This window comes from Synechocystis sp. PCC 7509, assembly GCF_000332075.2.
GTDB lineage: Bacteria > Cyanobacteriota > Cyanobacteriia > Cyanobacteriales > Chroococcidiopsidaceae > Aliterella.
In genome coordinates, this window is record NZ_ALVU02000001.1 from 497,777 (window position 1) to 520,554 (window position 22,778).

Sequence of the window (22,778 nt, forward strand, 5' to 3'; positions counted from 1 at the left end):
TGCTGGCACTAAAGCCATTACTTATCTAAACTTGGGATTGCACCACCGCAAATATATAAGGTATTTTTATGAAAACTCCGCAAACAGTAAAAGCCTTAGAAGAATTAGGTAGAGTTCAACTATCTAAAAGCTTTTTTATGCGAGAGTTTCTTTATTCAGAAATTGCTCAAATAGAAAACCTCAGCAATATTCCCGAAAATCCAGAACTTGCGATCGCATCTGGCAAAAACTTATGCCAAAAAGTATTAGAACCAATCCAACAGCAGCTAGGCAGAATTACTATTCGTTCGGCTTATCGTTCCCCTGAAGTGAACGCAAAAGGTGCAGAAAAAAACTATAACTGTGCAGCTAATGAATCAAACTATGCAAAACATATTTGGGATGTACGAGACGCTAACGGTTATATGGGCGCGACAGCCTGCATTATTGTTACTTCGTTTATTCCTTACTATGAAAGGACAGGAGACTGGACGGCTTTGGCTTGGTGGATTTGCGATCGCATTCCCGATTATGCTGAACTAACATTTTTTCCTAAATATGCAGCTTTTAATATTAGTTGGCATGAAAACCCAAACTATCCCAAATTTATCTATAGCTACGTAAAAGATCCCCACACCAATAAAAATAGTGGATATTTAACGAAGGAAGGGATGAGCAATTTTACAGGTTCTCACACCGAATTTTATCAAGAATTTGTCCAAGGGTTGTGAAATTAATAGGGTAAAGTTTTTTTACTAAAATGAGCGTAAAAGTGCGATCGCGTAGAGGAAAAATAAAAGAGGTAAAAATGCTAACCAGTGTTGAAGGAATTTATCGCAATGGTCTTGTAGAACTTGTAGAAAGCCCTAAAGATGTACTTGAAGGGGCGCGAGTTATTGTAACTTTTGTTCCATCTAACACAATTGACTTAGCATCTCAGGGAATTGATAAAGCACAGGCTGAAGTTTCGAGTTTAGCGACTTTTGCCGAAGATTGGAATCACCCGCAAATGAGTATATATGACGACTACGACACAGCCAAAGCACACCTTTAAATGAGAGAAAATTATCCGACGTAAGGAAAACTGATTTTTTTAATGCTGATTCCAAATGCAGAGAATGCCATCGTTGATATTCGCAAACTTCGTGATTATTGCCTGAATCTTGAACATGATGAAGGAAAACACAAAGCCTTACTATTTTTAACAATCTTTGGTATGACAGCCAACGACGCGGAAAACTTGCGCCAAATTCTTCTAGAAGTTATCAAAACTCACGAAGCCAAATTAGGGCGACAAGATGAATTTGGACAACGCTATACTCTAGACTTTCAGCTTGAATGGCAAGATAGAAGGGGAATAGTTCGTAGTGGTTGGATGATCGAACAAAGTTTTGATATTCCCAAATTAACTACCTGCTACCCTCTATAATTTTTGAGGTATGAAACTATGACAACAAAGGAAGTCAAATTATTAGATGTAGTTGCCCTTACAGTCGATCTCCCCGAATATAACTTGTGGCGCGGACAGGTTGGTACAGTGGTGGAAATATTAGCTGATGGCGATGCCTTTGAAGTAGAATTTAGCGATCGCAACGGACGCACCTATGAGTCAATGGGTTTACGTCTAAGTCAAATTATGGTGTTGCGTTTTGAACCAGCATCTCCCGATTCTGCCCGTGAAATGGTTACAGTGTAAGCAGTTTAATTTTGACATCCACAGCTTTTAGAAAAACACTACCCTAAATGAACTCATCGATTATTGACGAAGTTTTTGAACGATTGAAAGTAATGCCTCAAAGCTTGCAGCAACAAGTGCTTGAATTTACAAAGGCTCTAACAGATTCAACTACTGTAAAAGGTGTTCCCGGTTCTCAACTACTACGTTTTGCAGGTACTATTCCATTAGACGAGCTTAATTTGATGAACGAAGCTATTAACCAAGACTGCGAACAAGTAGATGGCAATGAATGGTAGTTACTTGCTGGATACCAATATTGTTATTGCGCTGTTTGCAGATGAGATAGAAGTTAAAAACAGCCTTGCAAAGGCTAACGAAGTTTTTATTTCCAGCATTACGGTTGGTGAATTGTACTATGGCGCAAAAAAATCCGCGCGTTCAACGGAGAATTTGGAACGAATTAAAAATTTTGTCGCTAGTATTACGGTGCTTGGGTGCGATCTAAAAACGGCTTATTGCTATGGAGAGGTTAAAAATAAGCTGCGTTTTAAAGGTAAACCACTACCTGAAAATGATATTTGGATTGCTGCTATTACACTTCAATATAATCTTACGCTCGTTACACGCGATGCTCATTTTCGGGAAGTTGAAAATCTGCAAACTATTACTTGGTAAATTGCAGGGATAAGCAGCATAAAGCGTAACTATGGGCAAAATTGAACAAAAATTTAATAACTGGCATGGCAACCTTAATTTAGTTTATGCCCAGCATCAAGGCAAAACTCAGGTAATTCATAGTCAAATGAAAGCACCACTAAAAGTACAACGTCCGTTTTATCCAGAAGGCGGGGTTTGTCATAGTGTAGTGTTGCATACGGCGGGGGGAATTGTGGGAGGCGATCGCAATAATCTATCTTTTCACCTCCAACCCCACTCCCAATCCTTGATTACGACTGCAACGGCAAGTAAAATTTATCGCAGTAATGGCTTGCTTGCAAAGCAAAATATCCAAATGCAAGTAGATACAGATGCTTGTCTAGAATGGTTGCCTCAAGAAACGATTGTATTTGATGGGGCAATATATCGCCAAGACTTGCAAGTAGAATTAGCACCAGGCGCTAAATGGTTGGGTTGGGAAATTACTAGGTTTGGACGCACAGCAAAAGGAGAAAGGTTTTTACACGGCGATTGGAAATCTCATACAGAAGTTTGGCAGCAAGGCTTACCCTTATGGATAGATAGACAATGGCTACCCGCCGGAGAAAAAATTATTGATAGTCCTCATGGTTTAGCTGGATTACCAATTGTGGGAAGTTTAGCTTGGATTGGGCAACCTGTAGAACCAGAAATAGTCGAGAAAGCAAGGGTTTTGTTTCCTAATAATAGTAGTAGCCAAGGTGGGGTAACTCGCTTGCCAATGGGCTTATTGTGTCGTTATCGTGGATCTTCGTCAACAGAAGTGCGAAACTGGTTTACGGAGATTTGGCAATTATTGCGATCGCCCTATTTAAACCGATCTATTTGTCTACCGAGAGTTTGGCAACGATAAAGGAATTATGCAACTTACTCCCCAAGAAAAAGATAAATTACTAATTTTTACGGCGGCTTTGGTGGCAGAAAGACGCAAGGAAAGAGGCTTAAAGCTAAATTACCCCGAAACTGTCGCCTACCTCTCCGCAGCGATATTAGAAGGTGCTAGAGATGGGCGGACTGTAGCCGAATTAATGACTTATGGCACAACTCTATTAACGCGAGATGAGGTAATGGAAGGCGTACCAGAAATGATTGCCGACGTACAGGTAGAAGCAACTTTTCCTGATGGCACAAAATTAGTTACCGTTCACAATCCAATTTTGTAGCTTTAAACAAAATTATGATTAAAAGCTAAGTCAGGTTCGCTAAGATTGCGGGTTTCTTCATCTAACACTTTAACTAAGCGGTTGTAAATTTCCTGTGCTTGTTGCGGAGAATCGCCAATACTTGTAACTCCAAGCTTGCCAAACTCGGAAAGGCAACCCATTAAGTGAAAAATTATTCCCGTTTCTGTGCCAGAGTCAAAATGTAGCCGATTGGTAGCGATAATATCCATCAAATCGTTGGGTAGTAATCCTTTATAGCGTTCTTTTTGCAGGTTGTCAGTGGCAGTATAATATTTTTCGCGTCCCTGCTGGCTGTAAAATAGTCCGGTGGAAAGGTCGTAACGTCCGTTAGTTAGCAGTTTCAAGGTCATAAAGGGGTGAGTAGTACCACCTTTACGCAAATTGATTTCGATCGCCTGAATATCCCAATAATCGCCCTCATTTCCAGGATGGCGCACGGCAATAAAATCAACTCCAAATCTCTCTAACGCGCCTTTTTCCGCCAAAACTCTGCCAACTTTTAACCCCAAGTCTTGAATCCGCATCCGGTAAGCAATATCGGCGGGAAACCGACAACCAAGATATATTTGTCCGTCGGGACCGCCTAAAATTTGGTCGTGGGTAGATAATATTTCTACTTCACCATTGGGGGTAATTCTCCCTTGGACGCTAGGACTGCGCTTTTCTTCCCCTTCGACAAACTCCTCTACTATTGCCCCAATTTCAGGAATTCGCCCCGAAAAATTCTCCCAATTTTCCGATTTTGCTTGAAAGCGCATTTGCTGTAATTGTTGCTTAATAGCTTCAGGCTTTTCTTGGGAAGATATATTTTGAATTGGTCTTAAATCAAATAAAGCATTAGCTTCGCCGGAAATTCCTTCATTGAGTTTAACTACCAGGCGTTTTAATTGCGGCTTGCATTTCCACAGTTCGCTAATAGCTGCAACTAATTCCTCGACATTCCACAGGCTTTCGTTAGTGCCATCGGGGTAAGGAATCCCACTTTCGGCAAAGATTTGTCTACTACCGCTTTTTGTTCCCCAAATTTGCAAGCTGGGATCGCAAGCATACAACGGTACACCAATTTCTACAGATAAATCTCTCTCCCAATTGGAGGAGTTATAACAAATCATAAAAGACTTTCCAGGACGTAAAGCTTGACGCAATCGCGCCATCAACCGGGGACGTTCTAAGATTTTTTGAGTTAGGGGTTTGTTAGAAGAATCGTAGGTAGAAAGTAATAGTAAGCGATCGCGCGCATGAGAAAAAGGTATCCCCGGCAACAACTGCAAATAGTAATCTATAACACTGGGATGCAGTGGTTGAGACGTAACATAAATTAGTCGAGTGCGGGGATTTTGCAAGCGAATCAAGGAAAATAACAATCTTTCTTCGTAGTGGTGAACGCCGTCAATTTTCAGCAATTCCCGCCGATCTAAGCTTAGAGATGGAATGACTAAAATATCTCCATCACTGCGATCGAAATCCTGCACCGTATGCCAGTGTTCGCGCAAACTTGCCTGCAATTGGCGAAATTTTATTTCTTGTTCTGATAAAAGAGAACCATCTATTATTTGCATCGCCTCAGTCCTGCCACCATCGCCTATAAATGCGATTTTACTGTGCCGACTGAGGCTTGCAACATACATCTAGAGAACGAATAAGTTAAATTATCGTCCCATCCTTAATTACGGCATTTTTCATCACCACGACAATGCCACTACGAATATAGAAACCTTGACTTTCTTTCTCGGCTTCTTGGACGCGATCTTTATTAATTATCTGCACATCGCAGCCAATCCGAGCATTTTTGTCAATTATGGCGCGACGAATAACGCTATTTGAACCAATTCCTAAAGGAACTTGGGTAGTTTCACAATCAGATTTTTCTTCAGCAAAGGGTTGATAAAAGTCTGCGCCCATAATTAAAGAGTCATCAATAATACAACCTGATTCAATGCGCGATCGCACTCCCAAAACTGAATGCTGAATCCGACAACTTCTTAAAATGCAACCTTCGCCAATAATTGATTCTGTCACCTGGCAATCTAGCAGCTTACTGGGGGGCAAATAACGAGAGCGAGTGTAAATTGGGGCTTCCTCATCATAAAAGCTAAAAGGCGGGTGCGGTTGCTTTGTCAGCGCCAAATTAGCCTCATAAAATGCCTCTATCGTCCCGATGTCTTCCCAATAACCATTAAACAAGTAAGCTTGAACGTTGAGATCCTTCGCCGCCGCCGGAATAATCTCTTTGCCAAAATCTGTTTGATTTAAAGATTCTTTCAAAAGTTTAATCAAAACTTCTTTTTTGAAGACATAAATCCCCATCGAAGCGATGTAGGGTTTTTGCTGTGCTTCTTCTTTAGTCAAACCCAAAATGGTTGTATCAACCTGCATTTTGCGTAATTCGTCACCCTTGGGCTTTTCGCTAAAGTCTACTATTCGCCCATTGTCGTCAATTTTCATTAACCCAAAGTCAGAAGCCAAACGTTCAGAAATGGGAACAACCGAAAGGGTAATATCTGCCCCGGTTTCGCGGTGACGTTGGACAAATAAGCGGTAATCCATGCGATAGAGATGATCTCCCGACAAAATCAGGTATTCATCAACATCCCATTCCTCCAATAGCCAAATATACTGACGTACCGCATCGGCAGTTCCTTGAAACCAATTAGGGTTTTCTGGAGTTTGCTGGGCGGCTAATACTTCCACAAAGCCCTCGGTAAAGCCAGCAAAACTATAGGCACGGGCAATGTGACGATTGAGAGAGGCGGAGTTAAATTGCGTCAGGACATAAATTTTGTAAATTTCTGAATTGATGCAATTACTAACAGGAATATCGATGAGGCGATATTTGCCTGCTAAGGGTACGGCGGGCTTGGCGCGTAGCTTGGTTAGGGGATAAAGCCGAGTGCCAGCGCCGCCCCCTAAAATGATCGATAATACTTTTTTCATAAATAACTGCTCTTACTGCCAATCAACTCCCAAGTTTAGTGTCTGACTGTGTGGGGCAGTTGGCAAGGGGGGAAAGCAATTTAGTATTTATTGACAACAAGAAACTTAGCTATTGGAAGCTTTGGGGTAGGCAATTCGCTTGTGATGAAATTGCAACCAAACTTTAACAAAAATTTCGGCAATGCGAGACATTTGATCGCGGGTTAGTCCCGAATTTATCATTTGATTATCTTGCCAGCGCGATCGCAATATTTTATTTACCATTGCTAAAGCTTCTTCATAAGTGGCATCTTTAAGGCTTCTTAATGCCGCCTCGCAAGCATCAGCCAACATGACTATCCCCGTTTCCGGCGATTGAGGAATTGGGCCATCGTAACGAAAATTTCTTTCATCCACCACAATCCCTGATGGATTATCTACCTCGGCGGCTAATTGCTGGGCTTGGTGGTGAAAATAAGCAATTAAAATCGTGCCTTGGTGTTCGGGAATAAAGGCTCTAACGGCTTTAGGCAAACGGTATTTGCGCGCCATAGCTAATCCGGCGCTGACGTGCTTTTTAATAATTTCCGCACTCAACCAAGGATTATTAATTTCGTCGTGCTTATTGGGTCCACCCATTTGATTTTCAATAAAGCTTTGGGGGTCGTGTAATTTACCAATATCGTGATAAAACGTACCTGCCCTGACTAACTCCACATTACAAGCAAGTTCTTTGGCTGCGGCTTCCGCTAAAGTTGATACAAATAAAGTGTGTTGAAAAGTGCCAGGAGCGTTCGTTGCTAGACGTTTTAAGAGTGGTCGATTGGGGTTAGCAAGTTCGGCGAGGCGAATAGGAGTTACGAGGTCAAATAGATACTCTAAGTAAGGGCTTAAGCCAATAGCGACAATACTCCAAGCTAACCCCGAAAGCCCTACTAATCCTGCTTGTTGCCAGCGAACATACCAACCAATATTAATTTGGTTAAAAATAAAATCTATCAGTAAAAATACCGTTGCTTCAATTAAACCCACCGCCACGCCTAATAAAGCTAATTCTTCGCGCGATCGCATTTTTCCGGCTAAACTACTTGCAAGTACGCCCCCAGCCGCCCCTGCCAGCAAATAATCTACGTCTATACCCAAGCTCGCTGGCAATAATACGGTTACTAAGGCGATAACTGCAAACCCCAAAGAACGACCGTAGAAACTACCTAAAAGCAAGCCAATAGCCGGCAAGCTTGTATAGTTTACGCCTAAAGTTGCAATCAAAATTGTACTCAAAGTTAGCAACATTGCTAAAATGCGATCGCGCTGCTGTAAATTACAACCAAGTTGTCTTTTGACTAGGGTAAAAACGCCCAAGGCGGCGCTGACAAAAAATCCTAGTTGCCACAATCCGTACCAGTTAATTTCCCGCCGACTTAAATCAAAACGATCTAAAAGGACAAAGGCGGTGTGGTTTATTTCTTGTCCAGCCGTGACAATGGTTTCACCTTGCTGAACTTCTAACATTACAGTGTTTACTGCTAGGGCGGCATACTCTGCTTGCTTTTTTGTTTTGGCAACGTCGTCAACTAAGTTTGGTTGCAAAACGTCTATTAATAGTTCCCTTGCCCAAGTTTCGACCGTTTTTGGTAATCGGGTATTGGGATCGGGGGATTTTAACTGTATATTTATAGCGGATTGAATAATATCTGGTGGTAGACCGGGGGCAATTCCTTGAGTTAAGATGCGATCGCTACTGTTATTAATTGCCGCTTGGGTGATTTTCCACTCCTTATCTGACAATTCCAGCAACAACAAGTTGTTTGGTAATTCTCTACTATCGCTGATGTCTTGAGCTTTTGCTTGGCTGTATTGTTGCCGAATTTGAGTAATTTTATTAATTAATTTAGCTACTGTTTGCGGCGAAGTTCTCCAACTATGAGCTTGCAATTCTATAATCGCTTCTGCTGTGGGATTATTTGCTGGCATACTGGGCTGATTTTTACTACCCGATTGATTTAGTAAAGTTGTTGTTACTAATTTCCAGTCTGATTTTGGGCAGCTACGCAGATAACGTTGCACGGAAATTGATAAAGTTGAGGTTTCAACAAAGGGAAAACTTCCAGCTATTGACCGACTTTCATTAATTGAATCGAGGACTACTTGCAGTTGGGCTTGAACTTGTTGGTTTACTGTTTCGTTAATTTTTAATATCGGTGCGGCAATGGTTCGGGCGGCTTTGCGTTCGGCTTTTGTTGTTTCAATGTCTTCTACGCGAACGTTGTAAGGCGCGGTAATAGTTTGCGGGGCAATTGTACCTATAGCTAATCGCGGTTGATTGTAAAATCTATGTCCTAAAACTGTAGTTAAGGCGATCGCTGTCAAACAAAAAACTGCTATAGAATGATACTTTTCTAGCCCCCGCCAAAGTTTTAACCAGGAGGTGACAAAAGAACTCAAAAATCCCAATTTTTGGAAATTTTGGTTTGTGCTTGCACGCGAGTGGCTTAACAACTTTTGTTGTCGCCCTTGGTTCTTTTGGAAGTCAAACAAGCGCAGTTTTTTCATTGCCTACCATCGCCAACAACCGCTAGAAAGCAAACAAAAAAACAATTTTTAGCTATTAATTTTTGTTGCCACACTATAACTATTTAACCTGTGCGCGATGTCTGTTTAAACTTAGATTACTTTGAATTATTTTTTACTACCTAGTAGCTGGCAGGTCTTCTATCTAAAGTTAACTTCTTTAACGCGAACGGATAACGCGCGGTGCAGCCACTGCCGTAGATGTTAGTTTTGCTTCGCTGTTGTACATTCCCGACCATACCGCAACTAAGTAATCTGATAATTGTAACATTTCTGTCTGGGCGCTAGTTTGAGTATCTACAAATATTGTCTGCCAACTACTAGGAATGCTGAGGGCGCTATTGTAAGCGCCCGATAATGCGCCCACAATTGCACTACTTGTAAATGGCGATAACATACTTCTTTTTACGCTTAATTTTAAGTCTTCGGCGGTACTCAAAAAGTAATAGAAAGCTAAGGCTATTGATGTTGTAAGGCAACTTTTGTTTTGGTTTAATTGGGTTATAGTTCTTTCTACCCCTGCTTTTTGCTCTAATAGCGTTTGAACTTGAATCAATTTGTCTATTAAATCGGTGCTGGGCGCGTCTATAAATGTAACTATCTGAGGTATTAGCTTGTAGGGGGTAAATTCTTCGGTCAAAGCTTGGGCGATCGCATATCCTAAAGCTAATATACTTTCTTGAATTATTAGGTCATTTTCCCAAATACTACCTACCAACAGCAAATTTTGCCGTAATTTAATTTTGTTATCGTGGTAAAAAAGTGCTAACGGTAAAGTAGCAATAATAGCCTGCAAAGGTGTTAGTTTTGATATTGGCAGCTTTTCAAGCCAATATTCTCGCTCAAATCTGCCCAATTCTACTAAACTCTGCGCTCCTGGAATTATAACTTTTGCTATCTGGGGATATTGTCGTGGCTGAGTAATTTTCTCTCCCAAGGTTACACCTAATAAAGTGCCACGAAATCGGCTAGTTATTGAGTAACGCATGAGGTAACACTGCCAATTTTTACAATCAACAAAATTGATTAATTTATTTTCAGTTTGTAGCTAAATGATGAACTAACGCCTGTAATCCTAGTCGATAACTTTCTGCGCCAAATCCGCTAATTTGTCCAATAGCTACTGATGCAATATACGAGTGATGGCGGAAAGCTTCACGCTGATAAATGTTACTCAGATGAACTTCCACCGTGGGCTTTTTCATAGCAGAAATTGCATCGCGAATTGCTACGCTAGTGTGAGTATAAGCACCAGCATTAATTAAAATTCCGTGATGTTCGGTCGCATTATGGATAGCGTCGATTAATACACCTTCGTGGTTTGATTGCAGTGGCAAGATTTGCACCTGCAACTTTGATGCTTCGCTCATTAACAAGCAATTAATTTCATCCAATGTCACCACACCATAAATCCCTGGTTCGCGTTTTCCCAAAAGATTTAGATTTGGGCCGTGTAGCACCAAAATACTAAATAGTTCCAACGGTTTTGGCACAATACTACACTAACGACGACGGGATCTGTCGTTAACAGGAATGGGGATAAGTTCTGGCTCTGCTTCTGGCCCCAATAATGTTTCTATCAGCTTACGCGCCCAGTCCTTTAGCTTTTCCAGTACCTTTTCGATGTAGTCCATTGAGCCGATTGCTCCTACAATATCTGTTTAGTTTTCTAATCTACGTTAAAAATAACGAAATCTTACGACACATTAGATTATCTTAAGCTTATCATGCCGCTCTAAAGCAGATTCATCTTAGCTAAAGAGAGGCAAACAACTTAAAATTAATTTTTTTAACATTTGTACATATATCTTAACTTATTGTGGGAACTTATGCCGTTAATAGTTGACGGCGGAGACAATCAAGAGCGCTGCAAAGGCTGAGGTGACGTATTAAAGCCCGGTCTTTTGTGTCTCCAAAGCGAAACTCAAAACTTGTGACTTGACCATTTTTCATTGCCAAACCAACATATACTAGCCCAACAGGTTTATGGTCGCTACCGCCCTCTGGCCCCGCAATTCCGGTAATGCTTAAGCCCCAGGTAGTCCCAAGTAAATTTTTTACACCCAGCGCCATTTGTTCGGCAACTACAGCACTTACAGCCCCTTGTGCTGCCAATTGTTGGCCATCAACTTTGAGGAGAGAAGTTTTTACTCGATTGTCATAGGAAATTACACCACCGAGAAAATATTGAGAACTTCCCGGCACAGTAGTTAGCATCTGTCCCAATCCGCCGCCCGTGCAAGACTCCGCCACACTTAAAGTTTTCTCAGAGGCGAGAAGTAGCTGCCCAACAATGGAGGCTAAGGTGTCATCATCAGCGCCAAAGTAATGTTTGCCTGCAATTAGCTTTAATTGTTCGACTACGGGCTGTAGTATTTGCTCTGCTTGGGCTACAGAAGTAGCTAGAGCCGAAACGCGCAATTTAACTTCGCCCAAACTGGCATAAGGAGCAACAGTTGGATTAGACAAGTCAAAAAAGGGAACTACTTTTTCGGCTAAAGCTGACTCGGCAATTCCCCAAAATTTCAAGGTGCGGCTGTAAATAATTTGTTGACCGAAGCCGCGACTTTGCAAGTAAGGGACAGCACTTTGCGTCCACATCTGATACATTTCTGAGGGTACGCCAGGGAAGGTAAAAATAATTAGCCCAGCTTGGGATTCCCAGATGACTCCAGGGGCAGTGCCGCTTTGATTGGGTAAAATCTTCGCTCCTAGAGGTAACAGTGCCTGCTTGCGGTTGCTAGGGGTCATTGGGCGATCGCGCTGGGCGTATTTATTAGTAATATCGGCAACGATTTCGGGATGCTCTACCAAAGTCACGCCAAAAAAGTCTGCCAAAGTTTCGTGAGTAAGATCGTCGGGTGTAGGGCCAAGTCCACCAGTAAAGATGAGAATTTGGGCTATTTCTTCAGCCTCGCGCGTCCTAGAGATGGCAATTTCTACAACTTGCTTGATTCTCATTGGATTATCGCCAACCACCGTTTGATAATAGTGACTAATCCCAAGACTTGCTAATTGGGTAGCTAAAAACTGGGCATTACTATTAAGTATGCTGCCTAGCAATAACTCTGTTCCTACACAAATAATTTCCGCACTCATAAATATTTTTTAGCTTAATTACCAACTACCCCTGATTAAGATTGCCTAGCGTGTCGCCAAACGTGCCAACTAGCGTAACTAAGTAAAGAAGTTGCAGCCAAAGCGTAAGCAATACCGCTAGGAATACCAGCGAAGGCTAAGGCTAAACTACCAACCCACAAAGTTAATGCGTAAATAAATAACACCGTTAAACGATGGGACAAACCCGCTTGCAGCAATCGGTGATGGAGGTGACTTTTATCAGCAAGAAACGGCGATTTGCCTTTCCTTAGCCGTGTCAAAATTACTGTAGACATATCTACAATTGGCACAGCCAAAATTAAGTAAGGTAGTAGTACCGCCGTTACTGCTGTACCTTTAACTAAGCCAATTACACCTACTCCAGCCAAGGTAAAGCCCATATAGTAAGCTCCACCATCGCCCATAAAAATCTGTGCGGGATTAAAGTTGTAGCGCAAAAACGCCAACGCCCCCCCAGCCAAAGCCGCCGCAATTAAAGCCGCAGCGCTTTGTTGCATAAATAGCGTCACAATCAGCATTACTACCGCCGCAATGCCCGATACTCCCGCCGCCAAGCCATCTAAGCCATCAATCCAATTAATGGCATTTGCCATGCCTACAAGCCAGATTACGGTAATGGGTAAACTCAGCCAGCCCATTTGGACTAGCCCGATTGCAGGAATACTGAGAAAATCAATATGTACGCCCATTACCCAAGCTAAGGTAGCAAAAATAATTTGTAATAGCAGGCGCACAAAAGGAGATAAGTTAAATAAATCGTCGGCTAAACCGATCGCAAAAAAAGCTAGTCCACCGAGGGTAACTCCCCAGATTTCCCACTCAATTTCTGGGGGGAGAATGCCAAAGCCACCAGACCACCAAACCGTTAATAGGGCAATAAGAGAGCCTAAAAAGATTGATATTCCGCCCAAACGCACCATTGGGCGCTGATGAACTTTGCGATCGCCTGGTGCGTCAACTTTGCCGCTTTTAATCCCAATAGTTTTGACGAGCGGTGTAGTCCAAATTACTACTAAGGCAGAGACGAGAAAGGCAATAAGATGATAAATCTGATAAGGCATTTGCTATCAAGGGCTTGCCGATACAGAATTTTTGGGCAAAATTGCCATCAGTTTACTACAGTTAAGGCACAAATTTCTGTTTGTAATCAAATAGAGACGTTCCCTGGGAACGTCTCTAAGTTTAAACTAAGGCAGCTACGGGAATTGTCAGATGCGGATACAAAGGAAAACGATCGCATAATGCCGCTACTCGATTTCGACAATCTTGAGCTACTGTTTCATCTTGGGGATTAAGCAAGCGATCGCTAATTATATTAGCAATCTCTGTAAATTCTATTGTCCCCATGCCTCTAGTTGTCATGGCGGGCGTACCTAAGCGCAAGCCGCTAGTTACAAAAGGCGACTGAGGATCGAAGGGAACGGTATTTTTATTGGCAGTAATATTCACACCACTAACTAATCTATCGCCCTCTTTTCCGGTCATCTCAATACAGCGCAAATCTACCAGCATCAAATGATTGTCTGTGCCGTTGGAAACAATTTTAAAGCCCCTTGTTTGTAATTGCGTTGCCATGGTTTGAGCATTGGCAATTACTTGAGCCGAGTAAACTTTAAACTCTTTACTTAGCGCCTCGCCAAAAGCTACAGCTTTACCAGCAATAACGTGTTCTAAAGGGCCTCCCTGAGTTCCAGGGAAAACAGATTTATCTAGCTTTTTGCCCAATTCTTCGTCACCAGTCAAGATCAAACCACCTCTAGGCCCACGCAAAGTTTTATGGGTAGTAGTCGTAACTACATGGCAATGAGGGATGGGGTTGGGATGAAGCCCCGTAGCAACTAAGCCCGCAATATGAGCAATATCGGCGAGTAAATAAGCGCCTACTTCATCAGCTATTTCTCTAAACTTAGCAAAGTCAATAATGCGGGAATAAGCTGAATAACCGCAAATTAATAATTTGGGGCGATGTTGCCGTGCGAGTTCCCGGATTTGGTCGTAATCTAGCTGCTCAGTTACTGGATTAACGCCATAATGACAGACCTTAAACCACTTACCAGATACATTAACTGGAGATCCATGAGTCAGGTGTCCGCCGTGGGACAAGTCCATGCCCATAATTGTATCTCCAGGCTCTAGCAGCGTCAGGAAGACGGCAAAATTGGCTTGCGCTCCTGAATGAGGCTGGACGTTAGCATGAGCCGCCCCAAATAGCTGTTTGGCACGGTCGATGGCTATTTGTTCGATTTTATCTACATACTCACAACCGCCGTAGTAGCGCTTCCCTGGTAGTCCTTCGGCATACTTGTTTGTTAGTACCGAACCTTGGGCAGCAAGTACCGCCGATGAGGTAAAGTTTTCACTAGCAATTAGCTCCAAATGGTCTCGCTGACGTTGGAGTTCTTCATTAATTAATAGCGCGATCGCACTATCAGTTTGGGCAAGAATATCTAAGTTATTTAGGCTCACTTGGGCTATCCCTAGAAATTTCACAAAGGTTTAAATTTTTAGCAAGGCAAAAAATTGCCCAATAGTCCATCATAACCTGTAAATCTTCCCTCCTTTAAGCCATCAATGCCTACTTGCCAAGCCCCAAGCATATTAAACTATGTATTTTTTCTCACAATCTCTTGAGGTGAATACCTTAAAATAGACTTAATTGGAATTAAGACCATACCGGAGAAATTAGGATGTTAGTGATTTTGATGGAAAATCAAATCCTTGCTCCTCAGCACGTTTGTCCAAGCTGTTTGCTTGCCGATCGCACGGGTCAACCCCGTTGGAGTAATGGCAAGTTGCGTTGCGGTCGAGCAATAAGTAAAGTTGCTGTCGAGCAGCCAGAACAATATCAATGTTTAATGGGTTTTCGGATTGCAAATATTGAGTAATGCGATCGCCCTAAAACCAGGAAAAGCCAACAAATCCCTATAATATCTGCGTTATCCTAAAATTATTAGACTTAGTTTCAGGAGAACGCAACTATGAGTTTGCGCGGATCTACAACAATTAAAGAGCGAATTTTTGCTTGCTTACCTTATTTATTGCCGTTGATTGAAGGAATAATCTTTGGAAGATTTTTATTTGCACAGGTGCCAGAGCTAGAGTTATTTTTTGTACCTATTGCTCCTTTGATAATACTTTACGAAAAATTTCCTATTATCTCATTAGTCGTATTCTTTGCCTTATTTTTATTAGTAGTGAGAAATGAATCCATTGCTCATTTCATTCGTTTCAATACAATGCAGGCAATTCTTATCGATATTGTTTTGTTTTTATGTAGCTTTGGGTTAAAAATTTTCGGAAATAGTTTTGCAGCAGAAATCCTTAGCAACACGGTATTTATCGGTTTAGTTGCGGCGGTTGGTTATTCAGTCATTCAGTCGGCTTTGGGTCGTTACGCAGAAGTTCCAGTAATTTCCGAAGCAGTTTATATGCAGGTACGCTAAATAATAGCTGGGAGGAGTTTGGAAACTACAGTATTTTCTAAGCGCCCAATACCTTCAATTTCTACGCGAATGCGATCGCCTATTTGCAATGCTCCCACTCCCGCAGGCGTACCCGTAAGCACTACATCTCCTGGTAACAAGGTCATGATTTGACTAATATAAGCAACCAAAAAGTCTGGGGAAAATACCATCCGCTCAATGGAAGTAGATTGTACAGGTTCTGGATTGTCGTTGAGAAAGGTTTGTAACGTCGCGGCGGCGTTTAACTCGCGGACAATCCAAGGGCCTAAAGGACAAAAAGTATCAAAACCTTTGGCTCTTGTCCACTGTTTGTCTTGTTGTTGCAAATCCCGCGCTGTTACGTCATTAGCAATCGTATAACCCCAAATTTTAGTATGTGCTTCTTGGGGAGTACAGTTAATAGTGCGATCGCCTATTACTAGCGCCAACTCTCCCTCATACTCTACTCTTTGAGATTGAGGCGGATAGGCGATTTCTGTAGAGGTAGGAATAATTGCTGTAGACGGCTTTAAAAATAATAAAGGCTCTCTAGGTACATTTGTTCCCATTTCGGCGGCGTGTTCTACATAATTTCTGCCGACTGCGACAATTTTTGAAGGAGCGCAAGGAGCAAGAATTTGATAGCGAGATGCTTCTAGTTCTAAGTCTATAGGTTGCCCTTGCAACCAAGGTGGAGCATCTAATACTTGGACATTTTGATTAAGTTGCAATAAACCGTAATAAATTCGTCCTTGCAAGTCTTGAACTCGGACGTAGCGCTGCGCCATAAATCATCTTCCTATTTAAAGGTTAATTTCAATTGTTTGGTCATAGATTAGGAGGAGTTTTGCAACTATATATTTTTTGCCTAATTAATTGTTTACTTTAGCTGCCAATTAACATAAATATGTCACTAAAATTGATAATTACTTAAGTTCAATATTTTAGAGCGCAATCTGATACAATAGAAAATCCTTGTTGCTTGACTAGAGTTCAAGCAGCCAAATTGTCCATAAGGAGACTAAGACCCATGCAGATCGTTTACGAAACAATGTATATTTTGCGCCCCGACTTAAGAGAGGAGCAAATAGAGCAAGCCGTTAATAAGTACCAAACCTTTATCCAAGAACAAGGTGCGGAACAAATCGAAATTCAAAATCGCGGTAAGCGTCGCCTTGCTTATGAGATTGGTAAGCAAAGGGAAGGTATTTACATTCAAATGAACTACCAAGGCTCAGGAACTTTAATTGCACCCTTAGAACGCTCAATGCGTTTGAGTGAAGAAGTTATCCGCTACTTAACTATCAAACAAGAAGTTTCAGAAAAGACAACCCCAGAAGATGACGCTGAAGACGAATAATTTCCAAAAGTTAAATTCATAACAACTTTAATGAAAAAAGGCAAAAGACTTATCTTTTGCCTTTGATTTTAAAAATAAATCTTTTCATTATGCAACTACAATAATTTTCTCAACAGTTGCTTTAGCAGCAGCATAGTTATCAAAGATTTCAAATACTGAATCTAGTTGAGTTAATTCAAAAATTAGTTTAACTGGAGGCTGTAAGTTACACAATACAAGTCTACAATTATTTGTACGAGCCATTTTTAAAGCTTTTGCTACTGCTACCAACCCCGAACTATCCATAAACTCAACTTGCTCTAAGTCGATAATTAACAGAGTTTGGGCATTATGGGCATTAGTTACTATTCTTAATTGTGTTTCTAATGCTTTACTACCCTGTAAATCCAAGCGTCCTTGGGGTTGAACTAGAATTATTTGATATTGTTGTGTATTGCTCATAGTTTTTACTTGATACCTAATACCTTTAATAAAGCTAATCCCAACTAGATTGAACTGTAAACTAACTTGTTGGTAACTAACGAATCAATAACCATTTTTTTATCAACTTATAAGATAAAATCAAACTTTCTATTCTTTGTGTATCAAAGATTAACAGAACTACAAAAATAATTTGTGTTGCTGTCAAAATATATTTTTACAGCTAAATAGAATAGAGCGATCTTTTTTAAAAAATTCAGACAAGATAACTGTAAAAACTTACAATCCTCTGTCTCAATTACCTTTATGTAAACATACCTGTTAAAAAAGTTCAGTACTTTCCAAGGTATTTATTGAATCTTTATCCCTCTGAGTCGCTTTTGTAAAGTTTTTGTAAAGCCAACCAGCCCTATCTTCCTTAAATTGCATATTTCTAGGGAGAAAAGACTCCAAAAACGAGTGTTATAGACAATTTCAGGAGTTTTGCAGGGAGTTCATGCCCGTATATTTACTTAGAAAAAGAATTGAGCGCCACCGCACGATCGCCCTCTAGAGACAATTTAAGTTTGACACCCTCGATCCAATCGCGCCAAGATAAAGAATAGTTTTACTTTGTAAAGGCAGCAAATGAATGTCGGCTGAATTCCTCTCATTAGAGACAATCCAAGCAATTGCTCAACACTATGGTTATTGGGCAGTTTTTGGGGGAATACTACTAGAAAATCTCGGTATTCCTCTCCCTGGCGAAACCGTAACCCTAGTAGGAGGGTTTTTAGCAGGTAGCGGTCAATTAAACTACTGGTTTGTTTTGAGTAGCGCTATTTTGGGGGCGGTAATTGGTGGTACTTGTGGTTACTGGATAGGGAGGTATGCGGGATGGACTTTTATGCTCAAACTCGGTAAGTTATTGCGTATCCCGGAAACTAAGTTAGAAGAAATTAAAGCTCAGTTTACTGAAAATGCCGGGAAAGCGGTGTTTTTTGGGCGATTTATTGCCTTACTGAGAGTTTTTTCGGGATTACTAGCGGGAATTGCCCAGATGCCTTTTGGACAGTTTTTTTTGTATAACCTTGTGGGTGCGATCGCCTGGGCTTCAGTAATGGTTACTTTAGCGTTTTTTGTCGGGCGAGTTATTGCTTTAGAACAATTAATTGCTTGGGTAGGTCAATTTACTCTAGTAGCTTTTGGGTTAGTAATTTCTTGGCTATTTATTCCGCCTTGGCTAGAAGCTCGTAAAACTAACAAAGAGTTAAAAAGTGGAGAATAGAGGCGCAAGGTATTACGCCCCTATCTGTTGCTACTTAGGAGTTTTGCTGCGACCAAATTCGCGTTGGTAGTCCCCAAACATAGATAAAGCCTTCGGCGGCTTTATGATCGAACTTGTCATCGGCTCCATAGGTGGCTAAATCGGGGGTATATAGCGATTGAGCAGAGGAGCGTCCGACAATTGTGGCATTACCCTTAAATAACTTGATGCGGACGCTTCCAGTTACTCGCTCTTGGGTTTTTTGGACAAAAGCATCTAAAGCAGCTTTTAAAGGGCTATACCACAGTCCGTTATAAATAATTTGGCTGTAAGTTTCCTCAATACCGCGTTTGTAATGGGTAACATCAGCAGTTAAAGTCAAGCTTTCTAAGTCTCGATGCGCCTGAATTAAAACAAGTAGCGCTGGAACTTCGTAAATTTCCCGCGATTTAATCCCAACTAATCGGTTTTCCACCATGTCGATGCGTCCGACTCCGTGAGTACCAACAAGCTCGTTTAGCTGCTTAATTAGCTCTACTGGAGCAACCTTTTGTCCGTTTAAAGCGGTGGGAATACCACGCTCGAAGCCAATCTCTACATATTCTGGCTCATTTGGGGTATCAGCGATCGCACGGGTCATTAAGTAAATTTCTTCCAATGGCTCGTAGCTAGGATCTTCTAGGGGCCCAGCTTCAATACTACGCCCTAATAAATTGCGATCGATACTGTAAGGAGAAGATTTTTTTACCGGGGAAGGAATGCCAAACTTTTCCCCATAGGCTATCGTTTCTTCCCTGCTCATTCCCCATTCCCGCGCTGGTGCTAAAACTTTGAGATTGGGATTGAGAGCGGCGATGGAAACATCAAAACGAACTTGATCGTTACCTTTTCCAGTACAACCATGAGCTACCGCATCCGCGCCGTATTCTTTGGCTGCATCTACCAGGAGTTTAGCGATTAAAGGACGAGCTAAAGCGGTGGAAAGAGGATAGCGATTTTCGTACAAGGCGTTTGCTTGTAAAGCCGCAAAGGCGTAGTCTTTAACAAAATTTTCTGTTGCATCAATAACTAAAGACTCGCTTGCACCGGATTTTAGCGCTTTTTCCCGGACTGGCTCTAATTCATCTCCCTGTCCTAAATCTGCGGCTAGGGTAATCACTTCTTCAACGCCCCATTCTTTTTTAAGGTAAGGAATACAGACGGAAGTATCTACTCCGCCCGAATATGCCAATACAACTTTTTTAGCACGACCCATTAATTTTTACTTCCCACAAAACAACGAGTCAATATTATCTAACTAATTACGCCCTATTCACAGTTAGCAATGGTACAAATTTGTAGTAATGGATAAATTAAACCAACTAGGCGCGGTTTCTCAAGTGACATACTGGAAGTAAGTGGGATTAATTAGGGGGTGACGAGTGTTTTTTAGTGTTGTTATTCCAACTTACGATCGCTTGCCAATTTTACAAAAGTGTCTTAAAGCTTTAGAAAAACAAGATATTCCGGCGGAGAGTGCGATTAGTGGCTATGAAATTGTGCTTGTAGATGATGGCTCAACGGATGGCACTTTAGAATGGTTAAAATCGGCGACGGCGGATTTTCCTCATGTAAAAGCTTACTTGCAAGACCACCAAGGGCCGGCGGCGGCACGTAATCTCGGCGTAGAGAAGGCTACAGGGGATACAATTATTTTTATTGATAGCGATCTAGTTGTCACGGAAACCTTCTTGAAGGCTCACGCAAAGGCGCTACAGGAAGCGGGAAGCGATCGCGTTTTTACTTACGGACGGGTAATCAATACTTGTAACTTTGATTCTCCTACTTCTGAACCTTACAAACTTACAGATTTTTCGGCAGCTTATTTTGCTACCGGAAATGTAGCGATTGCTCGTCACTGGCTAGATAAAGCGGGTTTATTTGATACGCGCTTTCAACTTTACGGCTGGGAAGACTTAGAACTTGGTGTAAGACTAAAAAAATTAGACTTAAAATTAATCAAGTGTCCTGATGCTGTAGGCTATCACTGGCATCCTCCCTTTGCTTTGGCGCAAATTCCTAACTTGATTGATAAAGAAATTCAACGGGGACGGATGGGAGTATTATTTTATCAAAAACACCCTACTTGGGATGTGCGGATGATGATACAAATGACAGCGTTACATCGGCTTTTGTGGGGCATTCTGTCGGTAAATGGGCTGCTAAATGAAAAGACAATGGCTCCCTTTTTACAATGGCTAATTAACCAAAATAAACCCCAATTAGCGCTAGAAATTGCCAGGATTTTTCTTAACTGGTATAACGTTCGGGGTGTTTATGCTGCCTACGATCAAATGCGTCAAGCTTCTAGTTCGTGATATACTAGAAGGGTTGTCTAAACTCACACATCCAGTTTTTTCGGGTGTTTCTTAGTTAGAAATACGCCTGGATGGAGGATTAACCCGAATAGGAGCAAAAAATATGCCAGTAGTTTCATTGGCTCAAATGATGGAGTCGGGAGTTCACTTCGGGCATCAAACCCGGCGGTGGAATCCAAAAATGGATCGTTACATTTATACGTCTCGCAATGGCGTACATATCATTGACTTGGTGCAAACAGCCCAGTTGATGGACGACGCATACAACTATATGCGGACAGCCGCAGAGCAAGGGAAAAAGTTTCTATTTGTTGGTACTAAGCGCCAAGCTGCCGGGATTATTGCCCAAGAAGCTACTCGTTGCGGCGCTCACTACATTAACCAGCGTTGGTTGGGTGGAATGTTGACCAACTGGGCAACAATCAAAACCCGCGCCGAACGGTTGAAAGATTTGGAACGCCGGGAAGAAACGGGGGCATTAGATTTGTTGCCCAAGAAAGAAGCTTCTATGCTGCGCCGGGAAATGACTAAGCTGCAAAAATACCTTGGTGGTATTAAAACTATGCGGAAAATTCCCGATATCGTAGTAATTGTAGACCAACGCCGGGAATACAACGCCGTTCAAGAATGCCAAAAACTAGGAATTGAGATTGTATCAATGTTAGATACAAACTGCGATCCTGATGTCGTAGATGTTCCCATTCCCGCTAATGATGATGCTATTCGCTCAATTAAGTTGATAGTAGGTAAGTTAGCCGATGCAATTTACGAAGGTCATCACGGTCAAGTCCCAGAAGATGGAGACTACGACGGCGCAGAAGACTTCGAGGATGAGGAGAGCGGATATACAGATTCGTTGCCTCCTGACGACGAAGACACTGGAACATAGTTTCCTGGAAAAAAAATTCAAAATCCTTAATTTAATGTTTCAAACCCTAGGGATTTAGGGAGTTAACAGCAAAATTAAGTTTTGAATGATTTGGATAAGTGTTTTAGGGCAAATTATCGGTTTGTCTTAAAGCACTTGTAGCGCAAAGATAACTGTAATTCAAGTAGGGATTAAGGCAAGATGGCGGACATATCTGCACAAGCTGTCAAACAACTGCGCGAAAAAACTGGCGCGGGGATGATGGACTGTAAAAAAGCGCTAAAAGAAACTGACGGCGACCTCACCCAAGCAATGGACTGGTTGCGGAAAAAAGGCATGGCTTCGGCGGCGAATAAAGGTACAAGAGTAGCGGCGGAAGGCTTAGTAGACAGCTACATTCACACAGGTGGTAGAGTTGGCGTACTTGTAGAAGTAAACTGCGAGACGGACTTTGTAGCGCGTGGAGATGCGTTTAAAAAGCTGGTACAAGACATCGCCAAGCAAGTAGCAGCTTGCCCTAATGTGGAGTATGTTTCGGTCGCAGACATTCCCGCCGAAATTTCAGAAAAAGAAAAAGAAATTGAGATGGGTAAGGATGATTTGGGTAATAAGCCAGCCAATATTAAAGAAAAAATCGTCTTTGGTCGAATTGAAAAACGCCTGAAAGAGATGACTTTGATGGATCAACCCTTTATCCGCGATCAAAGTATTACCGTAGAGGAATTGGTAAAACAGAGTATTGCGACTTTAGGTGAAAATATCAAAATCCGTCGCTTTGCTCGGTTTGTATTGGGTGAAGGGATTGAAAAGCAAGAAAGCAATTTTGCTGATGAAGTAGCCGCGCAAATGGGTAAAAACTAACTTAGGCTAATTGCTCGGTGATTAAGACAGGTCAAGCACTAATTAAGGCTGACCTGTCTTTATTTTGAAGGCTTATTTTAAA

Annotated in this window: 27 protein-coding genes; 15 read left to right on the forward strand and 12 right to left on the reverse strand. The window is 41.7% G+C overall.

The features are described from left to right. Nucleotides 1–68 precede the first annotated feature (68 nt). From SYN7509_RS0202600 to ureA, 8 genes are read left to right on the forward strand one after another with little or no spacing between them, the layout of a single operon-like run. Nucleotides 69–710, forward strand: a complete 642-nt coding sequence (locus tag SYN7509_RS0202600) for a peptidase M15 (protein ID WP_009634272.1) — start codon at nt 69–71, stop codon at nt 708–710. 29 nt (nt 711–739) lie between these two features. Beyond that, nucleotides 740–1,033: a hypothetical protein gene (locus tag SYN7509_RS0202605; RefSeq protein WP_227501463.1), complete on the forward strand. Its 294-nt coding sequence runs from the start codon at nt 740–742 to the stop codon at nt 1,031–1,033. 42 nt (nt 1,034–1,075) lie between these two features. Further along, nucleotides 1,076–1,408, forward strand: a complete 333-nt coding sequence (locus tag SYN7509_RS0202610; RefSeq protein WP_009634274.1) for a DUF6883 domain-containing protein — start codon at nt 1,076–1,078, stop codon at nt 1,406–1,408. Between the two features lie 18 nt (nt 1,409–1,426). Then, complete coding sequence (locus SYN7509_RS0202615) at nt 1,427–1,675, forward strand: DUF4926 domain-containing protein (RefSeq protein WP_009634275.1); 249 nt, start codon at nt 1,427–1,429, stop codon at nt 1,673–1,675. A gap of 47 nt (nt 1,676–1,722) precedes the next feature. Continuing rightward, on the forward strand, nt 1,723–1,953 hold the full coding sequence (locus SYN7509_RS0202620) for a hypothetical protein (RefSeq protein ID WP_009634276.1): 231 nt from the start codon (nt 1,723–1,725) through the stop codon (nt 1,951–1,953). Beyond that, nucleotides 1,943–2,332, forward strand: a complete 390-nt coding sequence (locus SYN7509_RS0202625; protein WP_028954058.1) for a type II toxin-antitoxin system VapC family toxin — start codon at nt 1,943–1,945, stop codon at nt 2,330–2,332. The genes SYN7509_RS0202620 and SYN7509_RS0202625 overlap by 11 nt, the downstream gene beginning before the upstream one ends. A 31-nt stretch (nt 2,333–2,363) precedes the next feature. After that, entirely contained in the window at nt 2,364–3,206 is an 843-nt protein-coding gene (locus SYN7509_RS0202630) for an urease accessory protein UreD (protein ID WP_009634278.1), read from the forward strand. A 7-nt stretch (nt 3,207–3,213) separates the two neighbouring features. Further along, nucleotides 3,214–3,516 (forward strand): urease subunit gamma, encoded by a 303-nt coding sequence (gene ureA / locus SYN7509_RS0202635; protein ID WP_009634279.1) that lies wholly within the window; start codon nt 3,214–3,216, stop codon nt 3,514–3,516. Nucleotides 3,517–3,518: 2 nt separating this feature from the next. On the opposite strand, the gene SYN7509_RS0202640 is transcribed toward ureA, so the two are convergent. The 9 genes from SYN7509_RS0202640 to glyA all read right to left on the reverse strand — a co-directional run bounded on the left by SYN7509_RS0202640 (nt 3,519) and on the right by glyA (nt 14,607). Then, nucleotides 3,519–5,096: a peptide ligase PGM1-related protein gene (locus SYN7509_RS0202640; protein WP_009634280.1), complete on the reverse strand. Its 1,578-nt coding sequence runs from the start codon at nt 5,094–5,096 to the stop codon at nt 3,519–3,521. An 85-nt stretch (nt 5,097–5,181) separates the two neighbouring features. After that, nucleotides 5,182–6,471, reverse strand: a complete 1,290-nt coding sequence (locus SYN7509_RS0202645; RefSeq protein WP_009634281.1) for a glucose-1-phosphate adenylyltransferase — start codon at nt 6,469–6,471, stop codon at nt 5,182–5,184. Between the two features lie 105 nt (nt 6,472–6,576). After that, a complete protein-coding gene (locus SYN7509_RS0202650; RefSeq protein ID WP_009634282.1) occupies nt 6,577–9,003 on the reverse strand; it encodes an HD family phosphohydrolase in 2,427 nt (808 codons plus the stop codon). A 178-nt stretch (nt 9,004–9,181) separates the two neighbouring features. Next, a complete protein-coding gene (locus SYN7509_RS0202655; RefSeq protein ID WP_009634283.1) occupies nt 9,182–10,009 on the reverse strand; it encodes a hypothetical protein in 828 nt (275 codons plus the stop codon). Nucleotides 10,010–10,058: 49 nt separating this feature from the next. Further along, entirely contained in the window at nt 10,059–10,514 is a 456-nt protein-coding gene (gene aroQ, locus SYN7509_RS0202660; protein ID WP_009634284.1) for a type II 3-dehydroquinate dehydratase, read from the reverse strand. A gap of 9 nt (nt 10,515–10,523) precedes the next feature. Beyond that, nucleotides 10,524–10,655, reverse strand: coding sequence for a hypothetical protein (locus tag SYN7509_RS31195; protein ID WP_009634285.1), 132 nt, complete (start codon nt 10,653–10,655; stop codon nt 10,524–10,526). A 193-nt stretch (nt 10,656–10,848) separates the two neighbouring features. After that, nucleotides 10,849–12,120 carry a competence/damage-inducible protein A gene (locus tag SYN7509_RS0202670; RefSeq protein WP_009634286.1) on the reverse strand — a complete coding sequence of 424 codons (1,272 nt, stop codon included), beginning with the start codon at nt 12,118–12,120 and terminating at the stop codon, nt 10,849–10,851. Between the two features lie 35 nt (nt 12,121–12,155). Continuing rightward, nucleotides 12,156–13,202, reverse strand: a complete 1,047-nt coding sequence (locus SYN7509_RS0202675) for a glycosyltransferase family 4 protein (protein WP_009634287.1) — start codon at nt 13,200–13,202, stop codon at nt 12,156–12,158. Between the two features lie 121 nt (nt 13,203–13,323). Beyond that, nucleotides 13,324–14,607, reverse strand: a complete 1,284-nt coding sequence (gene glyA, locus SYN7509_RS0202680) for a serine hydroxymethyltransferase (RefSeq protein WP_009634288.1) — start codon at nt 14,605–14,607, stop codon at nt 13,324–13,326. Nucleotides 14,608–14,828: 221 nt separating this feature from the next. Here glyA and SYN7509_RS0202690 point away from each other — a divergent pair, with 221 nt between their 5' ends. Next, nucleotides 14,829–15,026 carry a hypothetical protein gene (locus SYN7509_RS0202690; protein WP_009634289.1) on the forward strand — a complete coding sequence of 66 codons (198 nt, stop codon included), beginning with the start codon at nt 14,829–14,831 and terminating at the stop codon, nt 15,024–15,026. A 93-nt stretch (nt 15,027–15,119) separates the two neighbouring features. Then, entirely contained in the window at nt 15,120–15,584 is a 465-nt protein-coding gene (locus tag SYN7509_RS0202695) for a Tic20 family protein (protein ID WP_009634290.1), read from the forward strand. On the opposite strand, the gene SYN7509_RS0202700 is transcribed toward SYN7509_RS0202695, so the two are convergent. Beyond that, on the reverse strand, nt 15,581–16,372 hold the full coding sequence (locus SYN7509_RS0202700) for a fumarylacetoacetate hydrolase family protein (protein ID WP_009634291.1): 792 nt from the start codon (nt 16,370–16,372) through the stop codon (nt 15,581–15,583). The genes SYN7509_RS0202695 and SYN7509_RS0202700 overlap by 4 nt on opposite strands. A 242-nt stretch (nt 16,373–16,614) precedes the next feature. Here SYN7509_RS0202700 and rpsF point away from each other — a divergent pair, with 242 nt between their 5' ends. Continuing rightward, complete coding sequence (gene rpsF / locus SYN7509_RS0202705; protein ID WP_009634292.1) at nt 16,615–16,944, forward strand: 30S ribosomal protein S6; 330 nt, start codon at nt 16,615–16,617, stop codon at nt 16,942–16,944. A gap of 87 nt (nt 16,945–17,031) precedes the next feature. On the opposite strand, the gene SYN7509_RS0202710 is transcribed toward rpsF, so the two are convergent. Beyond that, a complete protein-coding gene (locus tag SYN7509_RS0202710) occupies nt 17,032–17,385 on the reverse strand; it encodes an STAS domain-containing protein (protein WP_009634293.1) in 354 nt (117 codons plus the stop codon). Nucleotides 17,386–17,995: 610 nt separating this feature from the next. On the opposite strand from SYN7509_RS0202710, the gene SYN7509_RS0202715 reads away from it, so the two are divergent. Next, nucleotides 17,996–18,631: a DedA family protein gene (locus SYN7509_RS0202715; protein WP_009634294.1), complete on the forward strand. Its 636-nt coding sequence runs from the start codon at nt 17,996–17,998 to the stop codon at nt 18,629–18,631. Nucleotides 18,632–18,665: 34 nt separating this feature from the next. On the opposite strand, the gene SYN7509_RS0202720 is transcribed toward SYN7509_RS0202715, so the two are convergent. Further along, the gene (locus tag SYN7509_RS0202720; RefSeq protein ID WP_009634295.1) at nt 18,666–19,865 is read right to left on the reverse strand and encodes an argininosuccinate synthase; all 1,200 of its coding nucleotides are present in this window, start codon (nt 19,863–19,865) and stop codon (nt 18,666–18,668) included. A 166-nt stretch (nt 19,866–20,031) separates the two neighbouring features. On the opposite strand from SYN7509_RS0202720, the gene SYN7509_RS0202725 reads away from it, so the two are divergent. The 3 genes from SYN7509_RS0202725 (at nt 20,032) to tsf (ending at nt 22,696) form a co-directional block, all read left to right on the forward strand. Beyond that, nucleotides 20,032–20,967: a glycosyltransferase family 2 protein gene (locus tag SYN7509_RS0202725; RefSeq protein ID WP_009634296.1), complete on the forward strand. Its 936-nt coding sequence runs from the start codon at nt 20,032–20,034 to the stop codon at nt 20,965–20,967. Between the two features lie 103 nt (nt 20,968–21,070). Next, nucleotides 21,071–21,856 carry a 30S ribosomal protein S2 gene (rpsB, locus tag SYN7509_RS0202730; RefSeq protein WP_009634297.1) on the forward strand — a complete coding sequence of 262 codons (786 nt, stop codon included), beginning with the start codon at nt 21,071–21,073 and terminating at the stop codon, nt 21,854–21,856. 180 nt (nt 21,857–22,036) lie between these two features. Beyond that, nucleotides 22,037–22,696 (forward strand): translation elongation factor Ts, encoded by a 660-nt coding sequence (gene tsf / locus SYN7509_RS0202735; RefSeq protein WP_009634298.1) that lies wholly within the window; start codon nt 22,037–22,039, stop codon nt 22,694–22,696. Nucleotides 22,697–22,778: the final 82 nt, after the last annotated feature.